General features: G+C 44.7%; 21 protein-coding genes. 10 read left to right on the top strand and 11 right to left on the bottom strand.

Features of this window, described 5'->3' with window-relative positions:
- Window positions 1-258: 258 nt before the first annotated feature.
- The gene (locus CLV93_RS01755; RefSeq protein ID WP_106540450.1) at window positions 259-1,560 is read right to left on the bottom strand and encodes an MATE family efflux transporter; all 1,302 of its coding nucleotides are present in this window, start codon (window positions 1,558-1,560) and stop codon (window positions 259-261) included.
- Between the two features lie 113 nt (window positions 1,561-1,673).
- Between CLV93_RS01755 and CLV93_RS01750 the strand changes: the two genes are divergently transcribed.
- A complete protein-coding gene (locus tag CLV93_RS01750; protein ID WP_425529588.1) occupies window positions 1,674-2,309 on the top strand; it encodes a superoxide dismutase in 636 nt (211 codons plus the stop codon).
- A gap of 146 nt (window positions 2,310-2,455) precedes the next feature.
- Window positions 2,456-3,031 carry a superoxide dismutase gene (locus CLV93_RS01745; protein ID WP_106540448.1) on the top strand — a complete coding sequence of 192 codons (576 nt, stop codon included), beginning with the start codon at window positions 2,456-2,458 and terminating at the stop codon, window positions 3,029-3,031.
- 79 nt (window positions 3,032-3,110) lie between these two features.
- Here CLV93_RS01745 and CLV93_RS01740 read toward each other — a convergent pair whose 3' ends face one another.
- The 4 genes from CLV93_RS01740 to CLV93_RS01725 form a co-directional block, all read right to left on the bottom strand.
- The gene (locus tag CLV93_RS01740) at window positions 3,111-3,302 is read right to left on the bottom strand and encodes a hypothetical protein (protein ID WP_106540447.1); all 192 of its coding nucleotides are present in this window, start codon (window positions 3,300-3,302) and stop codon (window positions 3,111-3,113) included.
- A gap of 115 nt (window positions 3,303-3,417) precedes the next feature.
- Window positions 3,418-3,648 (bottom strand): hypothetical protein, encoded by a 231-nt coding sequence (locus CLV93_RS01735; RefSeq protein ID WP_106540446.1) that lies wholly within the window; start codon window positions 3,646-3,648, stop codon window positions 3,418-3,420.
- A gap of 30 nt (window positions 3,649-3,678) precedes the next feature.
- Window positions 3,679-4,950, bottom strand: coding sequence for a glycosyltransferase family 2 protein (locus tag CLV93_RS01730; RefSeq protein ID WP_106540445.1), 1,272 nt, complete (start codon window positions 4,948-4,950; stop codon window positions 3,679-3,681).
- Between the two features lie 56 nt (window positions 4,951-5,006).
- A complete protein-coding gene (locus CLV93_RS01725) occupies window positions 5,007-5,603 on the bottom strand; it encodes an OmpH/Skp family outer membrane protein (protein ID WP_106540444.1) in 597 nt (198 codons plus the stop codon).
- 270 nt (window positions 5,604-5,873) lie between these two features.
- On the opposite strand from CLV93_RS01725, the gene CLV93_RS01720 reads away from it, so the two are divergent.
- A complete protein-coding gene (locus CLV93_RS01720) occupies window positions 5,874-6,749 on the top strand; it encodes a proline dehydrogenase family protein (protein ID WP_228492017.1) in 876 nt (291 codons plus the stop codon).
- Window positions 6,750-6,830: 81 nt separating this feature from the next.
- Here CLV93_RS01720 and CLV93_RS01715 read toward each other — a convergent pair whose 3' ends face one another.
- Window positions 6,831-7,610 carry a peptidase associated/transthyretin-like domain-containing protein gene (locus tag CLV93_RS01715; protein ID WP_106540442.1) on the bottom strand — a complete coding sequence of 260 codons (780 nt, stop codon included), beginning with the start codon at window positions 7,608-7,610 and terminating at the stop codon, window positions 6,831-6,833.
- A 276-nt stretch (window positions 7,611-7,886) separates the two neighbouring features.
- Between CLV93_RS01715 and CLV93_RS01710 the strand changes: the two genes are divergently transcribed.
- From CLV93_RS01710 to xylE, 4 genes are all read left to right on the top strand, one after another.
- Window positions 7,887-8,882, top strand: coding sequence for a GntR family transcriptional regulator (locus CLV93_RS01710; RefSeq protein ID WP_106540441.1), 996 nt, complete (start codon window positions 7,887-7,889; stop codon window positions 8,880-8,882).
- A 54-nt stretch (window positions 8,883-8,936) separates the two neighbouring features.
- The gene (locus CLV93_RS01705) at window positions 8,937-10,421 is read left to right on the top strand and encodes a xylulokinase (protein ID WP_106540440.1); all 1,485 of its coding nucleotides are present in this window, start codon (window positions 8,937-8,939) and stop codon (window positions 10,419-10,421) included.
- Between the two features lie 44 nt (window positions 10,422-10,465).
- On the top strand, window positions 10,466-11,791 hold the full coding sequence (gene xylA, locus CLV93_RS01700) for a xylose isomerase (protein ID WP_106540439.1): 1,326 nt from the start codon (window positions 10,466-10,468) through the stop codon (window positions 11,789-11,791).
- 237 nt (window positions 11,792-12,028) lie between these two features.
- On the top strand, window positions 12,029-13,657 hold the full coding sequence (xylE, locus tag CLV93_RS01695) for a D-xylose transporter XylE (protein ID WP_106540438.1): 1,629 nt from the start codon (window positions 12,029-12,031) through the stop codon (window positions 13,655-13,657).
- 104 nt (window positions 13,658-13,761) lie between these two features.
- Here xylE and CLV93_RS01690 read toward each other — a convergent pair whose 3' ends face one another.
- Entirely contained in the window at window positions 13,762-15,024 is a 1,263-nt protein-coding gene (locus CLV93_RS01690) for an OmpP1/FadL family transporter (protein WP_106540437.1), read from the bottom strand.
- A 425-nt stretch (window positions 15,025-15,449) separates the two neighbouring features.
- Between CLV93_RS01690 and CLV93_RS01685 the strand changes: the two genes are divergently transcribed.
- Both CLV93_RS01685 and CLV93_RS01680 read left to right on the top strand, forming a co-directional pair.
- Window positions 15,450-16,619 carry an ATP-grasp domain-containing protein gene (locus CLV93_RS01685; RefSeq protein WP_106540436.1) on the top strand — a complete coding sequence of 390 codons (1,170 nt, stop codon included), beginning with the start codon at window positions 15,450-15,452 and terminating at the stop codon, window positions 16,617-16,619.
- A gap of 216 nt (window positions 16,620-16,835) precedes the next feature.
- The gene (locus CLV93_RS01680) at window positions 16,836-20,072 is read left to right on the top strand and encodes a S41 family peptidase (RefSeq protein ID WP_106540435.1); all 3,237 of its coding nucleotides are present in this window, start codon (window positions 16,836-16,838) and stop codon (window positions 20,070-20,072) included.
- A 79-nt stretch (window positions 20,073-20,151) separates the two neighbouring features.
- Here the strand turns inward: CLV93_RS01680 and CLV93_RS20185 are convergent, their stop codons facing one another.
- Complete coding sequence (locus tag CLV93_RS20185) at window positions 20,152-20,295, bottom strand: hypothetical protein (protein ID WP_153637022.1); 144 nt, start codon at window positions 20,293-20,295, stop codon at window positions 20,152-20,154.
- A gap of 89 nt (window positions 20,296-20,384) precedes the next feature.
- Window positions 20,385-20,717 carry a hypothetical protein gene (locus CLV93_RS01675; RefSeq protein ID WP_106540434.1) on the bottom strand — a complete coding sequence of 111 codons (333 nt, stop codon included), beginning with the start codon at window positions 20,715-20,717 and terminating at the stop codon, window positions 20,385-20,387.
- A gap of 202 nt (window positions 20,718-20,919) precedes the next feature.
- Between CLV93_RS01675 and CLV93_RS01670 the strand changes: the two genes are divergently transcribed.
- On the top strand, window positions 20,920-21,918 hold the full coding sequence (locus CLV93_RS01670) for a glycosyltransferase (protein WP_281351366.1): 999 nt from the start codon (window positions 20,920-20,922) through the stop codon (window positions 21,916-21,918).
- Between the two features lie 36 nt (window positions 21,919-21,954).
- Here the strand turns inward: CLV93_RS01670 and CLV93_RS01665 are convergent, their stop codons facing one another.
- Window positions 21,955-23,091: an NADH-dependent flavin oxidoreductase gene (locus CLV93_RS01665; RefSeq protein WP_106540432.1), complete on the bottom strand. Its 1,137-nt coding sequence runs from the start codon at window positions 23,089-23,091 to the stop codon at window positions 21,955-21,957.
- A gap of 20 nt (window positions 23,092-23,111) precedes the next feature.
- Window positions 23,112-24,116 (bottom strand): NADP-dependent oxidoreductase, encoded by a 1,005-nt coding sequence (locus tag CLV93_RS01660; protein ID WP_106540431.1) that lies wholly within the window; start codon window positions 24,114-24,116, stop codon window positions 23,112-23,114.
- Between the last annotated feature and the right edge of the window lie 106 nt (window positions 24,117-24,222).

The following is a 24,222-nucleotide window of genomic DNA, read 5'->3' as shown; positions in this document are numbered from 1 at the left end:
ATGGGACACTGCGAATTTAATTTCTTCATTAGTGTGATTGTATGTATGTAGAGCCCCATCAGCAGGCATGACAACAACTGTTTCTTTATTATTGGGACGCATGAAAGTTATCTGAATATTGTCTGTGGATGGACCATTCAATTTCTTAAAATGATTCTGTCTAGACAATGCGAATTTAAAAAAAAAGTTAATGGATATCGTTAAATGTATAATAATGTATAATTTTTTGAAAATTTATTTATAAAAGCTATTCAGACTTTAGTGTATTCGCTTAAAGATTGCCCTTTTTGCCAATATGGTTTGAAACAGTCCTCGCCCAAAGACAAAAAGAATCATCGCCAGCCACAGGGCGTCGTTTCCCATGGAATTTTTGAATAGCAGAAATCCCGGAACGAACAACAGGAAGGTCGCTGCCAGCATGCTATTCCGCATCCCTTTCGAAGCCGTAGCACCGATGTAAACTCCGTCCCAGATAAAGGCGGCAAATCCGCTGATGGGAACCAATGCTGTCCACCAGATAAATGGGCGGGCTGCTTCCCTGATTGAGACCTGATCGGTTAACAGGGAAACAATTTGGTTGCCGGCAAGAAGATAGATGAGCGAGAATGTAACTCCTAAAGAAGTACCCCAAAGAAACAGCAACTGCGTCACCTTCTTGAGCTTGGCTCTACTTCCGGCTCCAAAGTATTTCCCTGCCAGAGCTTCACCGGCATAAGCAAAGCCATCCATGAAAAATGAGAAGAACATGAAAAACTGAAGCAACAGCGAATTGACAGCCAGAACCGTGTTGTTCATTCCAGCCGATTTCGAGGTGAAGAAGGTGAAAACACCGATGATGCAAAGCGTCCGGATGAAAATATCGCTGTTCACCAGCATGAAAATCCGTAATGCTTTTATATCGAGAACCTGATTCTTCGAAAGGCGCGATAGCGGGGCACCGAATTTTTTCCGGGCAAACCAAAGCGAAAGAAACAGACCCATGTATTGCGAAAGAACGGTTCCAAGGGCTACTCCGTCGGACTTCATTCCGAAAGCAAACACAAACAGCAGGCTGAAAATGATGTTGGCTACATTAATAATAATAGCCACAGTCATGGGAACCTTGGCGTTTTGCATCCCGATGAACCAGCCGTTCAGGCTGTAGAGCCCAATGGTAGCCGGTGCAGCCCAGATTCGGATATAAAAATATTGACTGGCCAATTGCTTGACTTCTTCGCTTCCTCCCAGTATACGGAAGCTAACCCATTCGATTGGGACTTGAAGAATGATTAGCATAACGCCGAAAAATAACGCCAGAGCAAAAGATCGTCCCAGGATCAGTTCACTCTCTTTCCAGTCTTTCCGCCCGGTTGCCTGTGCCGTGAATCCGCTGGTTCCCATTCGCAGGAAGGCAAACATCCAGTACAAAAAGTTGAAGATGACACCGCCAAGCGAGATAGCGCCGATATAAACCGCTGATCCGAGGTGTCCCATCAGGGTCATATCCACAAGACCTAATAACGGAACGGTGATGTTACTAACTATGTTGGGAATGGCGAGGTCAAGTATTTTTCGGTTCAAGGTGTTGATGTTTTGATGCTTAAATATTCATTTTCAGGCTACAAAAATAGAGTGAAGAAAAAGGACAAAAAAGTTTTATTTTAATTTGGAACAAATCCAAATAAAGATTATTTTTGAAAAACATTGAACTACTAAAAACCATTAGTGATATGAGTTTTATTCAACCAGAACTTAAATACGATTATACGGCTCTTGAGCCATACATTGATGCCCGCACCATGGAAATTCACTACACGAAGCACCATGCAGGGTATACCAGTAAGTTGAATAACGCCATTGAAGGTACCGAATTGGACGGTAAAACCATTGAAGAAGTTTTATCGGTAGTATCAAAATTTCCGGCGGCTGTGCGTAACAACGCAGGTGGGTTCTACAACCACAACCTGTATTGGGATGTAATGCAACCGGGTGGAAGTTCAGAGCCTAAAGGTGAATTGGCAGACGCAATTAACGCTGCTTTCGGTTCACTCGAAGCATTCAAGGATGTATTTTCAAAATCAGCAGCCGGACGTTTCGGTTCGGGCTGGGCATGGCTACTGAAGGATGGAAACGAACTAAAGGTGGAATCCACACCGAATCAGGACAATCCGCTCATGGATGTTTCTGATGTGAAAGGAACTCCCATTTTAGGTATAGATGTATGGGAACACGCTTATTATCTGAAGTATCAGAACAAGCGTCCTGAATACATCGAAGCTTTTTGGAAAGTTATCAACTGGGACGAGGTTGATAGACGTTTTAAAGGTTAATTGATTTTTTGGTTTGAGAAGCCGGAGGTGATGCTCCGGCTTTTTTTTGCTTTTAGGGGTAGTTTGCCATGAAAAGAGCGAACAAATTTCGATCTTCGTTCGTTCTTGCAGTAAAAATCATCATTAACCTTTAAAATAAATTTATCATGGCATTCGAATTACCCAAATTGCCGTACGCACTCGATGCGCTTGAACCACACATTAGTAAGAAAACCCTCGAATTTCATTACGGAAAACATCACCAGGGGTATGTAAACAAACTGAACGGATTAGTTCCGGGAAGCCCTTTTGAAAATGCCGATCTCGAAGAGATTATCAAGAAGAGCGAGGGCGGTATTTTTAATAACGGAGCACAGGTTTGGAACCATACCTTCTACTTTTTCCAGCTTTCGGGCTCACCCAAAACATCACCGGGAGGAGCACTGAAATCGGCTATTGAGCGTGATTTTGGTTCATTGGAAGACTTCAAAGAAAAATTTAGCAACGCTGCCGCTACACTTTTCGGATCGGGTTGGGCCTGGTTGGTAAAGAATGCTGACGGTAAGCTGGAAATTGTCCAGACCGCCAATGCCGGCAACCCGCTGCGCGATGGCAAAACACCGTTGTTAACTTGTGATGTGTGGGAACACGCTTACTATCTGGATAAGCAAAACCTTCGTCCCGCGTACATTGAAGAATTTTGGAAAGTTCTGGATTGGGACGTTGTAGAATCGCGTTTCTAATCAGAAGAAATTAATGGTCATAAAAAAAGCCGGCGCTACGATAAGTAGTCCGGCTTTTTCTGATTAAAGTCGTTGATTATTATAAATCGGTATGGCATGATGAATCGGTACTGACACCGCAGCTTCCGCCACCACAACCGCAGCCGGTGCCTGTTCTCAGATCGGCCAGAGTCGGGTCGGTGACTTCCTTTTTTGTTTTGAGAAAACGCAATCCCAAAGCAAAAAATACGAAGCTGATCATGCCCAAAACAAGTAAAAACAATTTCAACATAGCATTAACGTTTTGTGCTTCAAAAGTAATAATAAAAGAGATAAAAAGGTCTTAAATGAAGTCAAAAATAATCACCCGATTCCTCCGGTGTGATTATTTCAAAGCTATATACCGTTTACTTCGCGAGCTTCAGGTTTTTAAGCTTCTGTTCCTTCTTTACTTTTGCCTGCTCTATCCGATCGATTGTTTGGGCGCAATAAATACCGCGTTTTTTCATTTCGCGGTTGTGTCCAATATGCGTATCGGGGAATTTCCCATTCTTTTTAAGAACAATTTGGATAGCTAATCCGAAGATAGCCAGGGAAACAAGAGCAACGGCCAGTAAAATTACCTTTACTAAAACCATAACATCTCTTTTCTCTGGTGCAAAGATAGTTCAAATATGATTCGGGTAATCTATATTTCTGAAAATATGAAGAAGTGTAGAATAATCGGAGGATGCTGCACTTTCGATGCCCTTCACCTGCAATAGTTGCCGGGCGGCTTTCAACAACAAATCCGGTTTGTAATCCTCGTCGTGCACAAAATTCAGGTACTTCAGTATCCAAAAGGCGTTAAACCGATGAAAAAAACGTCGGGCAAAAATGCTATCACCGGAGCAGTTGGATTGTAATTCGCGTATCATATCGGTAGCTCCGGACTGCATCAAAAACCGTCGAAGCGGTGCCGGAAGACCATCGATTGTTTCAGCAAGTTGTTCTTGATTCAGGTGGTAAAGTTCATTTACTTTTCGGAAGAAAGGCTGCAGCTCTTCAAAAGCCCGAAAGGAATAAGTCGTTTCCATGGAATCTTCCCCGGAAAGGAATTGAGCCAATTTCGGCCCGGTTCCAAACGGTACCCGGTCGGAGGTTCGGATTCCCGGAAAAACCAGCGCTTCACTGATTTCCCCGAACGTTCCCAGCTGAACGACTTTGTGCAGGAAGTAAAAGTCTTCTCCTGCTTTTTTGCGGTTCATGCCTCCTTGTTTTACGTAGGCTCCGGCCCGTACAGCAAACGCCGAACCTACCGTATAAATAGCATTCGGATACCCGGTTAGTTGCATGGCATGCCGGTAGTAACGCATGTACAATTCGTACCGGGTAATTCCTTCGCGGAGACTAGCATCCAGACCGAGTTCTTGTAGATCGTGTTCAAATCCAATGGTGAAGAGCTGGCATTTAGAACAACTCTGAAAAGCTTCTTCAATCGCCGTAAAATAGTTGGGCGATACGCGACAATCTGCATCCAGCGAAACAATGATTCCCTTTTCATTTCCCGCAAGGTTGAAGCGATGAATAGCTTCATCCATGCCAATTTTGCGCGCCCATCCGGCACCGGCCCATTTTTTCTTTAGTTCCTGAACATGTACCAGATGAAAAGAGATTTTCCCGGAGGGAATCTCCCGTTTCCATGCTTGGAATTGAGCGATAGTTTGCTGGTTAATTTCGGCTGCATCAGCCGAAGCTCCTTCCGGGGAATTAACTACGACGATGACTTCGGTTGGGAGAGAGGGCGATGTGGCCGACAACAACGATTCCAGGGTTTTGAATAATTCCGGTTCGCGGTAGCACGGAATTACCACGCAACATGAGAGTTGGTCTTCCGGCTTTTCGGTAATGAACGGCGGAAAACCAGCATGTTTTTTCAGATAGGAATCGAAGCTATGCATAGTGCCAAAAAAAGCCCTGGTTTCGCAGGGCTTTCAAGTTATATCGTAATCGGGTCTTACTTTTTCGAACTGTGGTAACGCTTGTTCAGCGCAGTAATCACTTCGCGGGTGATGTTGTGCTGATCAGAACCTTCCAGAAGATTGGCATTGCTGAAAATCAAATCGTATTTCTTATCAGCATTGTAAATTTTTACATAGTTGGAAATACTATCAATTATTTGCTGATTGATTTCCTGTTGCATGGATTGCAATTTGCTGGAAAGATCGTTGTCCAGTTTTTGAATATCCTGCTGCATACCTATAAGGCGGTTGCGTTCCTGCATGGCGCGTTCCTGAGTGAGGAAACCACCGCGCTTCAGTTTTTCCTGGAAAGCGTTGGCCTGTTTTTCGAAGTTGATTCGTTTTTGGCCATACTCATTTGTGTAGGCATCTTGCTTACTCTTGAAGTTATCGTTTAATTCTTTTGCCAAATCGTAGTTGACCAACACAGAGTCGAGTTTTACAAATGCCACCTTAACTGGTTCATTCCCCGTTTGTGTTTCAGTGGTTGCCTGGTCTGACTGGCCTTTTTTATTTCCTGTAAAGTATAATACATAGAGGCCAATAACAGCCAGTGCCAAAATAACATGAATGAGTGTAGAGTTATTTTTCATATGAATCGTAAAATGATTGTTTGTATGGAATTAGGAATGACAAATATAACCGAATTGCTGAATGCACAAAGGATGCGCCTTAAATTTTGTTGGCTGCGAAAACCAATTTCTGATAATTCATGAAATAAATTAGCCCTTACTCTTGATAAACGTCATAAATCGGGCCTTTTGCGTTTACTACTTTTACCTCTTGATGAAAAAGAGTAAAAATTTCTAACTAGTACTATTACGACTATGTTCAATAAAATGATAGCAGGAATCCTGCCTTACATGCCTAAAAAATTGGTCTGGATTTTCTCCAAACGTTACATTGCTGGTGAAAATATTGAAGATGCACTTCGGGAATCGAGAAAACTGAATGCTGAACAGACCATGGTGACTGTTGATATTTTGGGTGAGTATATCAAAGAATTATCAGAAGCCACTGAGAATAAGAAACAGTATATCGAGCTTATCAAGCGGTTTACCGACGAGAAGATTGATGGTAATTTCTCGGTAAAACCGTCGATGTTCGGCTTGTTGCTAGACAAGGAGAGTTGTTACCAGAATATCCGCGAAATTGTTGCCGCAGCGGATGAGTGTGATTCCTTTATCCGGGTAGACATGGAAGATTCCACCTGCACAGATGCTGAAGTTGAGATTTTCCGTCGGTTGAAAGCTGAATTTCCTACCCGTGTAGGATTGGTTGTTCAGTCGTATATGCGTCGCACGCTGAGTGATGTTCGCGACCTGATGGATATGCATTCAGAGGAAGCTCCCTTGAATTTCCGGTTGTGTAAAGGTATTTATGTCGAGCCGGTTGAAGTTGCCTACAAGAAATACCAGGAAGTTCGCGATCACTATTTAGAGGATTTGGAGTACATGTTGCAAAACGGGATTTATGTTGGTATTGCTACGCATGACAAATATCTCGTTGATAAAGCATTCGAATTACTCGAGAAATACAATACACCTAAGGACAAATACGAATTCCAGATGTTGTATGGAGTAACGCCTGATTTGCGCAGCCGCATCATGAGTGCCGGTCATCGCATGAGGGTTTACGTACCTTATGGAGTGGAGTGGTTTGGTTATTCAACCCGCCGTTTGAAAGAAAATCCGAACATGGCATGGTTGATCATCAAGGCTCTGTTTGTCCGCGGTTGACAAAATAGGTTCCCAAAAACGAGAAAGACCGTTCAATTCACTGAGCGGTCTTTTTTTGTGTATCGATCATATGACGAATGATTAATTCGGATTCACCTCTTTTTGTTTTTCCTTCTTTATCTCATCATATTTTTTCCACTTTTTGGCAAGATATGCCTGGTACCGTCCAATAACTACGTCTTGTTCGTTGTTCGAAATGACCTGTTTTTTCAGTTTTCCCTTGTGAAGAATCGGTTTTCCGTAAAGAAAGTTCGACGGAGTAATGGTTCCGGTTGAGATGCCCACACTGTTTGCCGGACTTACTTTCAATCCTTTATATTCCGCCTGCATCTGGTATTTTCGCATGGTATTCCGGGTATTCATGTCAGCATCATACGTTTTTGGCGATCGGGTCAATCCCTGAACCGTTCCCAAGTCAACATTCTGTTGAGCATTCATCAGATTTTTCTCATCCACCGGCAATTGCTTCATTTCACTCATCAGGTTGTAGTTTCTCGGGAAAATAATAACCTCTTTAATCTGCACGGTATCGGGTGACATGAAAACTCCCATCAGGTATTCCGAAGCAGAAAGGGTATCCGGAACGACCATGTTTACCTCTTTGTATCCTACATACCTGGCAGTGATGGTATCGCCCGGTGAACCCCAGAACGAAAACTTCCCATCGTCGTCGGTGATCGAACTATTCTGATGGTTGACCATGAATACCGTTTCCGGAAGAGGCTTCATCTCTTTCCTGTCAAATACAATGCCGGTAACAAACACCGGTTTTTTCCCATCGGTCTCATTTTCCTGCGCTTTTGCAGTTAGCTGAACGCCTGCTGATATCAAAATCGTCAGAATGATTGCTTTCGTTTTCATGATTGAAGGTTTTTAGTAGGACATGATGGTTAAAGTAGGGACGTCTTTATGTGAAAACGACTGAAACCGACCGTTTGTTTACATATAATTATACTGGTGCTGAGGTTTTAACATTTCTTATCTATTCAGGTAAATAAAGGCGGTTGAGCCGATTTTACCACATTCCGTTTTCGGTTTATGCTGTAAAAAATGTTTTGATCTGTGCTTTCGAAAGAAAATTTGATCTAATTTAGCAGAACACAACAGAACAGAATAGATGTTGTGAAATTTCAACCTATGAATGAATTTTCGTTTACACCGAACCCGGATTCAACGGTGCTGAAGTTTCAGCAGTTGGTCGATGCTGTGATTGATGCCATTAACCGTAAAGCTTTACAGGAAGGAGATGCCCTGCCGTCAGTGAATCAATTGATTAAGGAGTCGTCGATGTCGCGGGACACGGTATTTAAAGCATATGCTGAGCTCAAAAAACGGGGGATTGTCGAAGCCATTCCTAATAAGGGATATTTCGTGGCCAGCAATCAGCAGCGTGTGTTTCTGTTTCTCGATACATTCAAGGCTTATAAGGAGGTTTTGTATTCATCTTTCAAAGAGTCGCTTCCGGAAGATATCGTGGTCGATGTGAATTTTCATCACTACAATATCAATGTTTTCGAAAGCATTATTCAAAACAGTGTGGGGAAGTACAATACCTACATTGTGATGAATTTCGACCATCCTGATGTATCCCGCATTATTAAGAAAATACCGGCTGACAGGCTGCTGGTTATCGACTGGAAGATAAATGCCGGCCCGGAACACTCTCGTGTTTACCAGGATTTTGGCGATTCAGTCACTCGGTGTCTGGAAGAAGGCCAACATCTTCTGCAGAAGTACGAAGAAATTGTGTGTGTATATCCGGAATATACGTATCACCCTTACGATTCAGTGGAAGCGATTGAGCGATTTTGTAGGGAAAAAGGTCTACGATTTTCGGTTGTAAAAGAGGTGAAGAAGCTGGAAATGACCATCGGAAAGGCCTATCTGGTATTTGAGGATATTGATCTGGGCAGCCTGTTGAAGCAGGTGCGCAGCAAGAAGTTTCAGCTGGGAAGCGATATTGGAATCTTGTCCTATAACGATACCCCGATGAAAGAGTTTGTGATGGGAGGCATTACGGTTATTTCAACCGATTTTGTGAAGATGGGAGAAGCGGCTGCGGGTTTTGTAACCGGCGATGAAAAGCTCGATCGGGTGATTCCAACCCACCTGGTCATACGGGAATCATTGTAGGTAAACATAACAGAGCAGAATAGTAATGACAAACCAAGAAAACAATCATAACAAATGTATCTACTGGGATTTGATGTAGGAAGCTCGTCTGTAAAAGCTTCCATTTTAAACGGAGAAACCGGCGAAATCGTCAGTTCGGCTTTTTATCCGAAAAAGGAAATGGCTATTACCGCCAAGCAGGCGGGCTGGGCCGAACAAGAGCCATTGGGTTGGTGGGAGAACCTGAAGCTGGCAACACAGGAAGCGATGCAGGCTGGTAATGTGTCTGCCAACGCCATTGGTGCCATCGGGATTTCCTACCAGATGCACGGCCTGGTGCTGGTAGACAAGCATCAGGAAGTATTACGGCCTTCTATTATTTGGTGCGACAGCCGGGCTTCGGAAATTGGGCAAAATGCGTTTGAGACGCTTGGTGAAGAGCGTTGCCTGGCCGATTTGCTGAACTCCCCCGGAAACTTTACAGCTGCCAAGCTAAAGTGGGTGAAGGAGAACGAACCGGAACTGTTCGACCGCATCGATAAGTTTATGCTGCCCGGTGATTACATTGGTATGAAAATGACCGGAGAAGTAAGAACAACGATTTCCGGCCTGTCAGAAGGAATTTTTTGGAACTTCCGTGAAAACGGGCTTTCGGAAATGCTGATGAAGGAATTTGGTTTTCAGGATAACCTGGCCCCCGAATTGGTTCCCACGTTTGGCATCCAGGGATTGGTGACCGATAAAGCCGCAAAAGAGTTGGGCATCAAGGCCGGTATTCCCGTAGCATATCGTGCCGGCGATCAGCCTAATAATGCGCTTTCGCTGAATGTACTGCAACCCGGAGAAATCGCTACGACAGCCGGAACATCGGGGGTTGTGTACGGCGTGAGCGATACGGTGAAATATGATCCGCTTTCGCGTGTGAATAGCTTTGCACACGTGAACCATTCGGAGGAAGCCAATCGTTTGGGAGTGCTTCTTTGCATCAATGGTACCGGTATCCTTAATTCATGGTTGAACCGCCATGTGGGGAATGAAACCTTATCGTATCCTGAAATGAATGATTTAGCGGCGCAGGTTCCGGTTGGTTCCGACGGTGTTTCCGTTCTTCCTTTTGGAAACGGAGCTGAACGCGTGCTGGAAAACAAGGAAATTGGAGCACAAATCAGCGGACTGAATTTCAATATCCACGATCGCAGACACCTGTTTCGTGCTGCGCAGGAAGGAATTGTATTCTCTTTCCGTTACGGCATGGATATTATGAAGGAGATGGGTATTGATGCGAAAGTTATTCGCGCCGGTAAAGCCAACATGTTTCTCAGTCCGGTCTTCCGTGAAACACTGGCCAATATTTCCGGAGCCACCATCGAGTTGTACAATACCGATGGTTCGGTAGGAGCAGCGCGTGGAGCGGGCATCGGGGCCGGTTACTATTCCGGTTTTGAAGAAGCTTTCAGCGGGTTGAAAAGGTTGGAAGTTGTTGAGCCGGACCAGAGCAAAGTCAAAGCAACGGAAGTGGCCTATCAAAAATGGTTAGATACACTGAATCGATTTATTTAAAGCAATTCAATATATAACGTTTACAGACCTTTAATCAAATAATCATGGAAATTTTAAAAGGAAAGAAAGCTTATTTTCCCGAAATCGGGCAGGTTAAATTTGAAGGACCGGATTCACGTAATCCGCTGGCATTTAAATGGTACGATGAGAATCGTGTTGTAGCCGGAAAAACACTGAAAGAGCACTTGCGTTTTGCAGTTGCTTACTGGCACACGTTCTGCGGCGAAGGTGGTGATCCATTCGGTCCCGGAACGAAAGTTTTCCCTTGGGCAGTTGCAGCTAATCCAATGGATGTCGCTCGTGAAAAACTGGATGCAGCATTTGAATTCATTACCAAAATAAATGCGCCATTCTACTGTTTTCACGATACCGACCTGGTAGGTGACGGTTCTGTTTTTGAAATTGAAAAACGACTGGCACAGTTGCTTCCTGAAATGAAAGCCAAGCAGGAGGCTTCCGGCGTTAAATTGCTTTGGGGAACTGCTAATGTGTTCAGTAACCCGCGCTATATGAACGGTGCAGCCACAAACCCGGATTTCAATGTATTGACGAATGTGGCAACACAGATTAAGAATGCCATTGATGCGACCATCGAACTGGGCGGAACCAACTATGTATTCTGGGGCGGACGCGAAGGTTATATGAGTCTTCACAATACGGATACCCGTCGCGAACTGGAGCATTTGGGACAATTCCTGACCATGGCGCGCGACTATGCCCGCAAGAATGGCTTCGAAGGTACCTTCCTTATCGAGCCTAAGCCGATGGAACCGACCAAGCATCAGTACGACTACGATTCGCAAACGGTTATCGGATTCCTGCGTCAGCACAATCTTGATAAAGACTTCAAACTGAATATCGAGGTAAACCATGCTACGCTGGCTGGCCATTCATTTACACACGAGTTAAGAATGGCTGCCGATGCCAACTTGCTGGGATCTATCGATGCCAACAAAGGTGATTATCAGAACGGCTGGGATACGGATGAATTTCCAACCAACATTTACGAAGTAACCGAAGCCATGATGGAAATTATTCAGGCAGGTGGATTTACCAACGGTGGTATCAACTTCGATGCAAAACTGCGTCGTAATTCTACCGACCTGGAAGACATCTTCATCGCTCACGTTTCCGGTATGGACACTTTTGCCCGTGGTCTGATTATCGCGGACAAAATTCTGAACGAAAGCGATTATCTGGAGCGTCGTAAACAACGTTATGCTTCATTCGATAGCGGTAAGGGAGCCGAATTCGAGGCTGGCAAACTAACCCTCGAACAGTTGCGTGAAGTCGCCAGTGAAGTGGGCGAACCCGAGCAAATCAGCGGCAAGCAAGAGCTGTTTGAGCAGATGATCAACTGGTACATTTAATCAGCATATAATTTGGACTGTTCCTGTTTTCCAAAGTATTGAGACTCTCTTCTTCCTTTCCCGGACAGGAGGAGAGGAATGAAGAGGTCTCATTGGAAACAGGTTTTCAGTTTTAATACTGCCAACACTTTCGGTGTAAACAGAAATGTCAGGTTGAAGCAGAGTTGTGGCACCAACCGCCGGAATCTCTGTAGACTGAGACATTAGAGAGAATCTAAACCAATAATTATTCAACGTATGAAAAGTAATAAAGGAAGTGCGACATATATTTTTGCACTCACCCTGGTTGCCACACTTGGAGGGCTGTTATTTGGATATGACACGGCTGTTATTTCCGGGGCAACCGGAGCACTCAAGAGCTTTTTTATCACTCCTTTATATTCAGATCCGGCTCTTGCCGCACAAGTGATTCTGGAATACAAATTTATCGTTTCGCTATGTCTGGTTATCGTTGCAGTGTTGCTGGGCAGTTTTCTGGTGAAGCTTTACGGAAGCAAAAAGGGTGGGATTTACATGGCGGTATTAGCCATTGTTGCTATCCTGATCTGGTATTTCCGTTTCTGGGCACAACCGAACGAGCTAACGGAAGGAATGGCAAACGCCATTAATGGCTTTACGATTTCCAGCGCGTTGGTGGGCTGTATCATCGGTGGATCGCTGGGGGGTTACATCAGTCAAACGCTTGGCCGTCGCAACGGAATGATGCTGGCAGCTTTCCTGTTTACTTTGTCTGCTATCGGCTCTGCGATTCCTGATAAGATGAACTTCCTGGGTTTTGAACTGGTGAGTTCGTTTATCTTCTATCGCGTCGTGGGCGGTATTGGCGTTGGTCTGGCATCGATGATTGTGCCGATGTACATTGCCGAGATTGCTCCGGCTGGCATTCGTGGAAAGTTAGTATCATGGAACCAGTTTGCTATCATTTTCGGAATGTTGGTGGTTTATTTTGTGAATTACGCTATTGCCAGTCAGGGAAACGATACCTGGCTCGATACCATCGGGTGGCGATGGATGTTTGCTTCTGAAACCATCCCGGCAGGATTGTTCTTCTTCCTTTTGTTTATCGTTCCGGAATCGCCACGCTACCTGGTGATGGCGGACAAGGATGACAAGGCGGAAAAGGTATTGAACCGACTGGTGGGAGTGAGTCAATCAAAGTCTGTTTTGCAAGATATTAAGAAGACATTGGTTGAACGAAAAGCACCCTGGCTCTCTTTTGGAGGCTTGGTGATTATCATCGGTGTGTTTATCTCCATTTTCCAGCAGTTTGTCGGCATCAACGTGGTTCTTTACTATGCACCGGAGATTTTCCGGAATATGGGCTCGGGAACCGACACATCGCTGCTGCAAACCATTATTGTTGGTGCTGTTAATTTGACTTTCACGGTAGTAGCAATTTTAACGGTTGACAAGCTGGGACGAAAACCGCTGATGATTATTGGTGCCGTTGGAATGGCCTTCTCGATGCTCGCATTAGGTTTGATGTTCTATATCGGAAATGTGGGAATTGCAGCACTGATTTTCATGTTGCTCTACACGGCATCATTTGCTGTATCGTGGGGACCTGTTGCGTGGGTAATGTTGGCGGAAATCTTTCCCAACTCCATTCGTGGAGCGATGTCCATCGCGGTAGCGGCACAATGGGTGGCAAACCTCATTGTATCGTGGACTTTCCCAATTATGAACGATTCGACTGCACTAACCAATGCATTCCATCACGGATTCGCTTATTGGATTTATGGAATCATGGGAATTTTGGCCGCAGTGTTTATGTGGAAAGTCGTTCCGGAAACCAAAGGAAGAACACTGGAGGAAATGGAAGGACTGTGGGGACGGAAGCACCATTCCCAACCCATCGGAGAATAAGATATTCTGATTAGAAAAAACAAACCCCGGATTACGTAGGTGCTGTAATCCGGGGTTTTTAATGCGGTGTCTAATCCGCGTTTGTTACTGTAGTTAAGTAGGCATTAAAAGGTAAAACCGATTTCGAAATAGAGTTGATTCATCTCTAATTCGATTGTCTGCTGACCCGGAACTTCCATTGGGTTCGGACCAGAAACTTTGTTATTCAATGCGTAATTGAAGGCGAAATTCAGAGCATTACCTTTTTCGTTGATTTTCTTAGAAAAGCCAAGTGCAATATGACTTTCGTTAACAGCCGGGGCCAGGATGTTGAACATCACTTCGCTGGCGGGAATCGGTTGTTTTCCGTATGAATAACCTGCACGCAAAGTCCAGGTATCAATGCCTGTGTAATTGAAACCAACTTTGTAGATGGTCATATCTTTCCAGCCAAAGCCGGCACCGTTGTCTGATCCCAGTGGATTCATTCCGGTAGCGGTCATCATCGGATTGGAAACTGATTTGGAGCTGGTGTAATTGATCTGTTTTACGTCAGCCAATACAGTAAAGTCACTGCAGAGATGGTAGGCAACACCTACGCTCCAGTTCGAAGGAATTTCGAATTTTCCCTGCTCTGCAAACAAGCCTGCGTAGTCTTTGAATGCGCCCATGTAGATTTTTGACTGGTACTTGGCACCCAACCAGAAACCGTTGAACAACTCACCCATATAACCAACTTTGAAACCAACGCCGGCCGAATAGTCTGTTCCGTTTCCGCTCAGTTTGGTAGCATCTGTTGAGAAAGGGGCGAAAGAAGCCAAACCTTTAGCTTCGAAAGATTGGGCTCCCAACAAAGCAGAAATACCCAAGCTGTGTTTTTCTCCCAGTTTGAATGAGTAAGCCAAATCCACATACATCTGCATCAGATTGACGCCTGTATGGTCTGCAGACTGGTCGTAGAATGTTTGTGTCGGGTAGTTAGTGTTCATACCACCGTTTCCGTAAATCGACAGCGTTAAAGCGTTGTTTTCATTCAGCTTCCAGTTTTTACCGATGTTCGGCATAATAAAAAGCTTCGAATCACTTTTTACGGTACCCGGAGTAAGACCAAAAGTACCCTGATAGCCTGAAGGACTACCAGTGATGGTATATTGACGGTTCGGATTAAACAAACCAATACCAAAACTCAATTCACTTGAGTTAAATACGTTCCCAGCAGGGTTACCTCCAATTAATGATGTTTCGTAAAATGCTGTTCCAGCGCCGGCAAAGCCGCTACTGATGGTTCCATATCCAGGGCTAAAATAACCATCCGTGGCAAATGCCGCTCCGCTTCCCAGCAAAAAAACAAGTCCTAATAAAAGACTTTTTGATAGACGATTTTTCATATTTAAATGATTTTGTGGTTCAGAGTGCTGAAAAATACAAACTTATACTTACATCAAGATGTATAAATACTAAAACATCCAAATGTTTAGAAGCATATATAGACAAAGCTATATATACTGAAATTTCGTTCGGTTTGATAAGCTTTTGTATCCCTTTATAAATCAGGCTTACTGAAAGCGTATTTTTCAGAAATATAAAGACTTGGGTGTCCGAATTTGATTTTCAGAGATTGGAATCAATCTAAAATAATGTATGGTGTATAATTCTCTTTTATTTTTCGTGAAAATAGCCTATTGACAAGAGTCCGGGGGTATTTGATAATTTCTGCTTTCGTAATATTTAGCACATTAATTCTCTAAGGAAAAGAGTACATTCGTTTTTCAGTAATTTGAAGTTGCATGCTATTACTAAATCAGAATTGATAATGATTTTATTAGAAGGACCTTACGTTTCAGATTTTCTCAAACAAACCATTAAAGAGTACCGGATACCCGTAATTCGTAATTCTTTTTCAGCAGGAGTCTTCGCTGAGGAAGAACAACCTACCATTTCAGTAGAAGAGGCCGTTCAACGGATGAAGCGAAATCCGGAGCAACTGATTTATACCAATTCCGAAAATTCGATACATTGGATTGAGGAACATCTTTCCTTTACCAGTTTACCAGGCAGGATTAATCTTTTCAAAAATAAAGTTCGATTTCGCGAATTACTTCGTCCCCTGTTTCCCGATTACTTTTTTCAAAGTATCCCTTTCGGGGAATTGGCTAAAACTGATGTTTCCGGCTTTTCTTTCCCATTCATCATTAAACCCGCGGTGGGTTTTTTCAGCATGGGAGTTTATAAAGTCGATAAAACGGATGAGTGGCCCGGCATTGTTGAAAAGATAACTGAAGAGGTAAAGCTTGTTCAGGATCTTTATCCGAAGGAGGTATTCGATTCGACGGAATTCATCGCTGAAGCAAGCATCGAAGGAACCGAGTATGCCATCGATTGCTACTATAACGCCGAAGGAGAACCGGTTATTCTGAATATTATGAAGCACCTTTTTTCATCGGATAAGGATATGAGTGACCGGGTTTACATCACCTCAAAAGAGGTTATATCATCGAATCTGGAGCCGATGAAGCATTTTCTGAAAGAGATGGGGATGATTGCCGGTGTTCAGAATTTTGCAGCGCACGTCGAAGTTCGGATTGACAACAATGGCCGCATCGTTCCGATTGAGGTAAACCCGATGCGTTTTGGCGGATGGTGCACCACACCCGATTTGGCCTGGCATGCACATGGTTTTAATATTTACGATTATTTCCTTTCAAAGAAAGAGCCGGATTGGGATCAGCTGCTGGCGGAAAAAGATGGTGAGGTTTTCAGTGTTGTGGTTCTCGATAACAGTACCGGCAAAGAAGGCGCAGATATTCGGTCTTTCGATTATGAAAGGTTGCTGAAGAACTTTGAAAATCCGCTTGAACTGAGAAGAGTGGATTACAAAAGCTATCCATTATTTGGATTTGTTTTTGGCCAAACCAGGAGCGACCAGATGGATGAGCTTTTTCGGATTCTGACATCCGATTTGACTGAATATATCCGGCTCTGAGAAGTGAATCGGTAACCGGAATAAGGAAAACGAAGGTTTTGTCTTAAAAAAGAAATGTTTTACATGCATATTTGATTCGAGAGGAAAACCGGAAAGGCGTTTTGTTGTTTGGGATAGAGTGTGATGCTATGATTCCCACCATTTCGTATGCATCGGTTACATGAGATCTGTAATGATTTACGACTACCATTGTCTAATAACCCAAATAGTAAAAATATGAGATTGTTCACGTTTATTGGCACGGTGCTAATGCTTTGCAGCACGGTGTTTTATTCCAACGCGCAGGTAAATGCGCGAATGTTTCGGTTTCCCGATGTCTCTGCAAAGAACATCGTTTTCTCCTATGCTGGCGACTTATGGGTCGTTGCTAAAGAAGGCGGCGTTGCTCACCGGTTGAGTTCCCCCAAAGGAGAAGAGTTGTTCGCTAAATTCTCGCCCGATGGCAGCGAAATAGCTTATTCGGCAAGTTATGACGACAACCGAGATGTTTATGTAATTCCGACAATGGGAGGAGTCCCGAAGCGGTTAACTTTCGACAGCGGCACTGATAGAACGGTTGGGTGGACGCCCGACGGGAAAAGTGTCCTGTTTGCATCTTCCCGCGAAAGCGGAAGACAACGCTTTAACCAGCTGTACACGATTGCAGCCACCGGTGGCGAAGCAACGAAATTGCCGTTGCCTTACGGCGATTTTGCTTCCTATTCTCCCGATGGCACGAAGCTCGCATTGAACTATAAGTCGCGGGTTTTCCGTACCTGGAAGCGGTATCGTGGTGGCTGGGCTCCGGATATCTATATTTTCGATTTGAAGGACTTCAGTTCGAAAAACATTACCCGCGATGATGGCAGCGATGAATTTCCGATGTGGCACGGTAACAAGGTTTACTACCTGTCGGACCGCGGCGAAGCAGAACGATACAACATCTGGGTGTATGACATTGCCACTGACAAATCGACTCAGTTGACTCACTTCACCGATTACGATGTCCATTTTCCGTCTCTGGGACCTGACGATATCGTATTCGAAGCGGATGGCAATCTTTACCTGATGGATCTGAAAGACGACCAATACCATGAAGTGAATGTTAAGGTCGTAACGGATGAATTGGAAGTAATGCCGAAGCAGGAGAAAGTGAAAGACCTGATGCAGTCGGCTGATATCGCACCCGATGGAAACCGGGCGCTGGTCATGGCTCGCGGTGATCTGTTTTCGGTTCCGGCCGAGCATGGCGTGGTTTCCGATTTAACACAATCTTCCGGTTCGGCAGAGCGCTTTGGTGCCTGGTCACCCGATGGAAAGACCATTGCATACTGGAGCGACGCTTCGGGCGAATACAATTTGATGCTGAAGAACGTGGAGACCGGTGAGGCGAAGAAGGTAACAGACTTTACTTCCGGATATCGCTATCACTTGTACTGGTCACCTGATAGCAAGAAAATTGCTTTCATCGATCAGGCAATGAATATTTCTTATTTCGATATCCCATCCAACAAGGTGGTTTCAGTTGACAAAGGACTTTGGATGTACCAGGGAGCACTGCAAAGCTTTTCATGCAGCTGGTCGCCCGATAGTCGTTGGCTGACTTACGACAGAGGACTGGACAACCGCAACGATGCTATCTTCATTTATGATACCCAGAATAAAATTAAACACCAGGTGACTAGTGGTCATTATGACGACCATAATCCGGTGTTTGGTGCTGACGGAAAATACCTGTTCCTGTTCACGGGCCGTTCATTTAAGCCGCAGTACAGCGATTTGGATAATACGTTTATCTATCCGAAAACAACAGAAATTGCTGCTATTCCGTTGCGAAAAGATATTCCTTCTGCGGTAGCTCCACGCAACGATGTGGTCGATTTATCGAAAAAGGAAAACGGCGATGATGAAGAGAATGACAAGAAGGAAGATGCCGGCAAAGAGGTCAAATCGGTCAGTATCGATTTCGATAATTTCGAAGAACGACTGGCAATTCTTCCTCCGGATGCCAACGATTATAGTGGGTTGAGTGCTAAAGACGGAAAAATCTTCTACCAGACAGAAGTTGATGCCGGCAAGGAGACAGAACATCCGGTGAAATATTACGATCTGAAAAAACGGGAAGAAAAAACCGTAGTTGAAGATGCCGATGGTTACCGTTTGTCGGCCAACGGCAAAAAGATGTTAGTGCGGAAGGGAGATAATCTGTATATCATTAAGCCTGAGCCCGAACAAAAGCTCGAAAAAGCCTTGCCATTGGATGAAATGGTCATGACAGTAAATCCTCGTGCCGAATGGCGACAAATATTTAATGACGTATGGCGTTTCGAACGTGATTTCTTCTACGATAAGCACATGCACGGTGTTGACTGGAATGCCCAGAAAGTGAAGTACGGCAAGTTACTCGATGATGCCGTTACCCGTTGGGATGTGAATTATGTGCTGGGCGAATTAATCGGTGAGTTGAGTTCGTCGCATACCTACCGTGGTGGTGGTGACCTGGCTAACGCGAAGAAGACCAATACCGGTTACCTGGGCGTTAATTGGGAAGCAGATGGCAAATATTACCGCATCAAGAAAATCATTGACGGAGCTCCATGGGATTCGGAAGTTCGTTCTCCGCTTTCGGCTCCTGATTTGAGAGTGCACGCAGGCGATTATATTCTGAGTGTGAATGGACGTCCTATTACCACCGATAAAGAGCCCTATGAAGCATTTCAGGGCTTGGCAGACAAAACTGTCGAGTTGATGGTGAACAGCAAACCGGATATGCAAACGGCTCGTAAAATTGTTGTGAAGACACTAAGCAGTGAGAGCCGGTTACGCAACCTTGCCTGGATAGAAGCCAAACGCGAAAAAGTAGATAAAGCCACCGATGGAAAAGTTGGATACATTTATGTTCGCAGTACCGGAATCGACGGTCAGAATGATCTGGTTCGTCAATATATGGCTCAGTGGAATAAAGAGGGGCTGATTATCGATGAGCGCTTCAACAGTGGCGGACAAATTCCGGATCGCTTCATCGAATTACTTAACAGGAAGAATCTGGCTTACTTTGCGGTTCGTGATGGAAAAGACTGGTCGTGGCCACCCAAAGCCAATTTCGGTCCGAAAGTCATGCTGATTAATGGCTGGAGTGGTTCCGGAGGTGATGCATTCCCCGACTTCTTCCGTAAAGCAGGATTAGGCCCGCTTATCGGTACCCGTACATGGGGCGGTTTGATTGGAATTACCGGTGCCCCCGAATTGATTGACGGCGGTTATGTGACTATACCTACTTTCCGTATGTACAATCCGGATGGTTCCTGGTTTAAGGAAGGTCATGGTGTAGACCCGGATATTGTGGTGAAAGAAAACCTGACAAAAGAAGCGAAAGGAGACGATCCGCAGCTCGATCGGGCCATTGAATGGGTAAATAACAAACTAAAAGATTACAAAGGAAAACCAGAGCATGCTCCCTACGAGAAAAGATAACTGAAAGAGTTATTATAAAAGAGAAAGGCGCCGGTTTGTATTGGCGCCTTTTTTATGTTTTAATCAAAAACCGGAGTTTTTACTGGAGTCCCATCAAATGTTTGATGACTACCAGAACAATGATGAGTCCGGCAATAACAGCCACCATCAAAAAGATGTCTTTATTGAAATGCTTTTTGCCGTTTTCTGCACTGTTGTCCTGTTGTACTTCTTGTTTTTCCATCTCTTTATTTTTTCAATTAACGATACATCAATGTTCTTCCCGGAAGGTCATCTCCGGGACTTTTTTTTCATTCGTATGACGTGATTACGCTAATTTCGAAGGCACCTCACCATGATGTATATCGGCCTTTTCCGGGTGATGAAAGGCTGGCGGAGTGCATTCGGGAAAATTTGAAAGTTAAAAGTCGATTTGGTGTTCCCGGCAAGGCGAACCATTACCGGCAGTGATTGACTTTCCGTTCCGGGAAAATCAGTAACACCGCTTTCAAAAATAATGGATGGTGAGAGGATGTGAGAGATTGTTCCGGAATGCGAACTTGTTTCCGGACGAACCGCGTGATTTTCATTACCCCAACTGGTATCAATACCCAATACAGTGAGTAAAATGCCTACGGTCAATAACGCAATAAGGTTGCGATACATCTTTCTCTTCGATACAAAATACGGCGTAATTTAAACAAAGAATCCATAATTCGCTCTCATTTCCGGGGATAATAAATTGAAATTTGAGGGCAAAGGACAGATTGTCAGCTTTCTGAATGTAGAGTAGTTGAGTGTTTTTTATACATGAAAAAGTCAATAAGTGAGATTCTTGCCAACTTCAATGAGTTAAATTTATATTTTCGTGACGCAAACAAACTGTTGTGCTTTGGTTGATTTATCCATAATTATAGTCAATTACCGGGGGTGGAAACATTTGGCGAATTGTTTGGAAGCCCTGAAAAACTTTAGTGGAGAGGAATTCTCTTTCGAGGTGAATGTGGTCGATAACTGCTCGAATGATGGCAAGTTGGAGGCTTTTCAACAACGATTTCCGGAGTTCCGTTTTCATCTGAATAGTGGTAACAACGGTTTTTCCAGCGGATGCAACCTGGGAGCCAAAGTTTCAACCGGTGAGTATTTCCTCTTTCTGAATCCCGACACAGTTGCGTCAGAAGAAGCAGTAAAGGAATTGCTGGCAACTATTCGGCGCGAGGCTCCAATAACTATTCTTTCTTGCGGACAGAAAAACAGCAACGGTCGCGAAGAACGCCCTTTTGGATTTTTCCCCACGTTATTCACGCTAAGCGGAATATTGCGTGCGGTCTACCGGAAAGTGAAAAAAAACGAGTTGGCAGCGCGTTTTTCGTCTGAAAAGAAGATTATTTATCCTGACTGGGTTTCCGGTTCGGTGGTGATGATTTCGAAGCAGCAGTTTGAAGAGTTGGGCGGCTGGAATGATGATTACTGGTTGTACTACGAAGATGTCGACTTGTGCAAACGAGCAACCGATGCCGGAGGAAAAGTGGCGTTGCATAACCGCGTTTCTATTATTCACAACCACGGAGGAGCCACGCGCATCAATCCGAGGGTTACGGCGCTAACCAAATCGGAAGTCATTATTTCCAGGCACGTTTATCTCTCGCGGCACTACCGCGGTTTATCTGCTGCCGGTCTGCATTTCGTGGTCATGACAGGTGTCCTTCTGGGAAAATTAGTACCCGCCATTTTCGGACTTCCGTTTTTCTTCGTTCGGCGGTTAAATCAGTACACACATTTGTATCGTCGCTTGTTGGCTTATTATTTCCTGGTGCCCTTTCGGGGAACATGGTTGAGTCTGCGCTCGGTGAACTACAAGAAATAAAAAGAGGGAAAACACTCGTTCTCCCTCCATTCGTTGTTATTCGTTGTCTACAACCGGCAACCAGCCTTTACGGGTTATTAAACCGTGCCACAGGTTATCCGGAATCACCAGTTCATCCTGATCGTGAACGGAAAGCGTCGTTCGGATTTTGTCTGTCGAACCATTCTGAGCTTTCTGCACCCATTCCGGTTCCATTAGTAACTCACGTCCCAATGCAACCAGTGGTACATTCCCTTCTTCTACGACTTTCAGTACGTCGTCGGGAGTGTGAAGAGAACCTACTCCGATAACCGGAATTTTGTTGCCAACGCATTCCTGTATTAACGTGGTGCGCGAGCGTTTATCTGATTCATCACGCATGGAACCACCCCAGAAATCGAGCGTCGAAATATGCAGGTAGTCTATCGGCTTTTCAGCCAAGGCATCCACCAGTTGAAATGTATCTTCGATGGTAATTCCCGGTTCTTCCATCTCTTCGGGCGAAAGCCTGTAACCAACCGCGAAAGGAGATGTAGCGTATTGCTTGACATTTTTCAAAACATCGTCGACCACCGCCAGCGGAAATTTCATCCGTTTTTCCAGTGTACCGCCCCATTCGTCGGTCCGGCGATTAGAGTGCGGTGAAAAGAACTGCTGAATTAGATACGTGTTGGCTCCATGAATTTCCACCCCGTCGAAGCCAGCGAGAATCGCCAGTCGCGTGGCATTCCCATAAGCTTTGATGGCGGCCAGAATTTCTTCTTCGGTCATAGCCCGCGGAACGGCGGCTCCTTCACGTTCAGCTGCAACAGCGCTCGCACTGACAGGCTGACCCTCCGGTACTTCACCGGGAGGGCACATTCTTCCTCCGTGATGAATTTGCAGAATTGCTTTGGCACCTTCCTTCTGGATGGTTTGGGCTATTCGCGTCAGACTGGGGAGCATGTCATCGGAATGGACCCCGATTTGGCCTGAAAATGCCTTGCCTTCCGGCATGACGTAAGCACAGGCAGTAGCGACTACGCCAGCACCGCCCGAGCGTTTTTTATAGTACTCAATTTCGGCGTCCGAAACGGTGCCGTCGGGGTTACCTGACCAGGTGGTCATGGGGGCCATCATGATTCGGTTTTTCAAATCAATTCCGGAAACCGGTAAACGGAACGGTTCCCAAAGGGAAGCATATTTAGGGTTCATATTCTTGTATCTTGGGGCGTTTATTTTGTTTCGACAATTAATTTTCCGGTATTCACTCCGTCGAATAGTCCGATGAAAGCTTCCGGCAATTTCTCAAATCCTTTGACAACGGTTTCGCGATGTTTTAGTTTTCCTTCTTTCACCCATTCGGTGAGCTGGGTTATTCCTTCCGGGAAACGGTCAAGGTAGTTGCTGATGATAAATCCTTGCATCAACGCGCTTTTCTTGAGAATAATGGGTTGTATGCGAGGCCCGGTCGGAACACTAGTGGCATTGTAGAGTGAGATCTGTCCGCAGATAGGAATGCGTGCAAATTTGTTGATGTTCGCCATCACTGCATCGGAAATTTCGCCCCCCACATTGTCGAAGTAAACATCAACTCCGTCGGGACATGCATCAGCGATTGCTTTTTCCATCTCCTTCTCTTCATGGTAATTGATAACCTCATCAAAATGGAGTTCGTCTTTCAGGTAACGAAGTTTTTCATCGCTTCCGGCGATTCCGACCACACGGCAACCCTGAATTTGAGCAATTTGTCCCACGGCAGTTCCAACTGCTCCGGCCGCACCTGACACCACAACAGTTTCACCTTTTTGGGGTTTGCCAATATCGAGTAAACCGAAATAAGCGGTCATTCCTGTCATGCCCAGGATTCCCAAATAGTAACTCAGCGGTGCAGCATTTTTGTCAATCTTGTTAACTGTTTCGGCCGGGACAACCTGCAACTCCTGCCAGGCCAGCGGGCGTCCAACAACGACGTCTCCTTTGGAAAACCCAGCATGACGACTTTCTACCACTTCAGCTACGGCACCGCCGTTAATCGGTTCTCCTACCTTGAACGGTTCGACATACGACTTGGCGTCGCTCATTCGGCCACGCATATATGGATCGACTGAAATGTAGAGGGACTTAACCAAAATCTCTCCTTCTGCGGGAGTTGGAACTTCGATTTCTTTTAACTCAAAATTATCTCCGGTTGGCCGTCCGACAGGCCTTGATTTTAATATAATCTGTCTGTTCTGCATTATCTTCTGGTTTTTATTTGTTCAGTGTTTGAACAGACAGTGCTTCCTTACGGTTCATTGCTTTTTTTGTTCGGCATGAACAATGAATACTAAGAGAGAAATCTAA

Origin of the sequence: Prolixibacter denitrificans (assembly GCF_003014495.1) — a bacterium.
In the GTDB taxonomy this organism is placed as follows: Bacteria; Bacteroidota; Bacteroidia; order Bacteroidales; family Prolixibacteraceae; genus Prolixibacter; species Prolixibacter denitrificans.
This window is presented reverse-complemented; position numbering and strand designations above follow the sequence as displayed.

Coding starts and splice junctions, on each gene's coding strand:
- CLV93_RS01745 (WP_106540448.1), top strand. CDS start 2,456: ATGGCATTCGAATTACCCAAATTGCCGTACGCACTCGATGCGCTTGAA.
- CLV93_RS01740 (WP_106540447.1), bottom strand. CDS start 3,302: ATGTTGAAATTGTTTTTACTTGTTTTGGGCATGATCAGCTTCGTATTT.
- CLV93_RS01735 (WP_106540446.1), bottom strand. CDS start 3,648: ATGGTTTTAGTAAAGGTAATTTTACTGGCCGTTGCTCTTGTTTCCCTG.
- CLV93_RS01730 (WP_106540445.1), bottom strand. CDS start 4,950: ATGCATAGCTTCGATTCCTATCTGAAAAAACATGCTGGTTTTCCGCCG.
- CLV93_RS01725 (WP_106540444.1), bottom strand. CDS start 5,603: ATGAAAAATAACTCTACACTCATTCATGTTATTTTGGCACTGGCTGTT.
- CLV93_RS01720 (WP_228492017.1), top strand. CDS start 5,874: ATGCCTAAAAAATTGGTCTGGATTTTCTCCAAACGTTACATTGCTGGT.
- CLV93_RS01715 (WP_106540442.1), bottom strand. CDS start 7,610: ATGAAAACGAAAGCAATCATTCTGACGATTTTGATATCAGCAGGCGTT.
- CLV93_RS01710 (WP_106540441.1), top strand. CDS start 7,887: ATGAATGAATTTTCGTTTACACCGAACCCGGATTCAACGGTGCTGAAG.
- CLV93_RS01705 (WP_106540440.1), top strand. CDS start 8,937: ATGTATCTACTGGGATTTGATGTAGGAAGCTCGTCTGTAAAAGCTTCC.
- xylA (WP_106540439.1), top strand. CDS start 10,466: ATGGAAATTTTAAAAGGAAAGAAAGCTTATTTTCCCGAAATCGGGCAG.
- xylE (WP_106540438.1), top strand. CDS start 12,029: ATGAAAAGTAATAAAGGAAGTGCGACATATATTTTTGCACTCACCCTG.
- CLV93_RS01690 (WP_106540437.1), bottom strand. CDS start 15,024: ATGAAAAATCGTCTATCAAAAAGTCTTTTATTAGGACTTGTTTTTTTG.
- CLV93_RS01685 (WP_106540436.1), top strand. CDS start 15,450: ATGATTTTATTAGAAGGACCTTACGTTTCAGATTTTCTCAAACAAACC.
- CLV93_RS01680 (WP_106540435.1), top strand. CDS start 16,836: ATGAGATTGTTCACGTTTATTGGCACGGTGCTAATGCTTTGCAGCACG.
- CLV93_RS20185 (WP_153637022.1), bottom strand. CDS start 20,295: ATGGAAAAACAAGAAGTACAACAGGACAACAGTGCAGAAAACGGCAAA.
- CLV93_RS01675 (WP_106540434.1), bottom strand. CDS start 20,717: ATGTATCGCAACCTTATTGCGTTATTGACCGTAGGCATTTTACTCACT.
- CLV93_RS01665 (WP_106540432.1), bottom strand. CDS start 23,091: ATGAACCCTAAATATGCTTCCCTTTGGGAACCGTTCCGTTTACCGGTT.
- CLV93_RS01660 (WP_106540431.1), bottom strand. CDS start 24,116: ATGCAGAACAGACAGATTATATTAAAATCAAGGCCTGTCGGACGGCCA.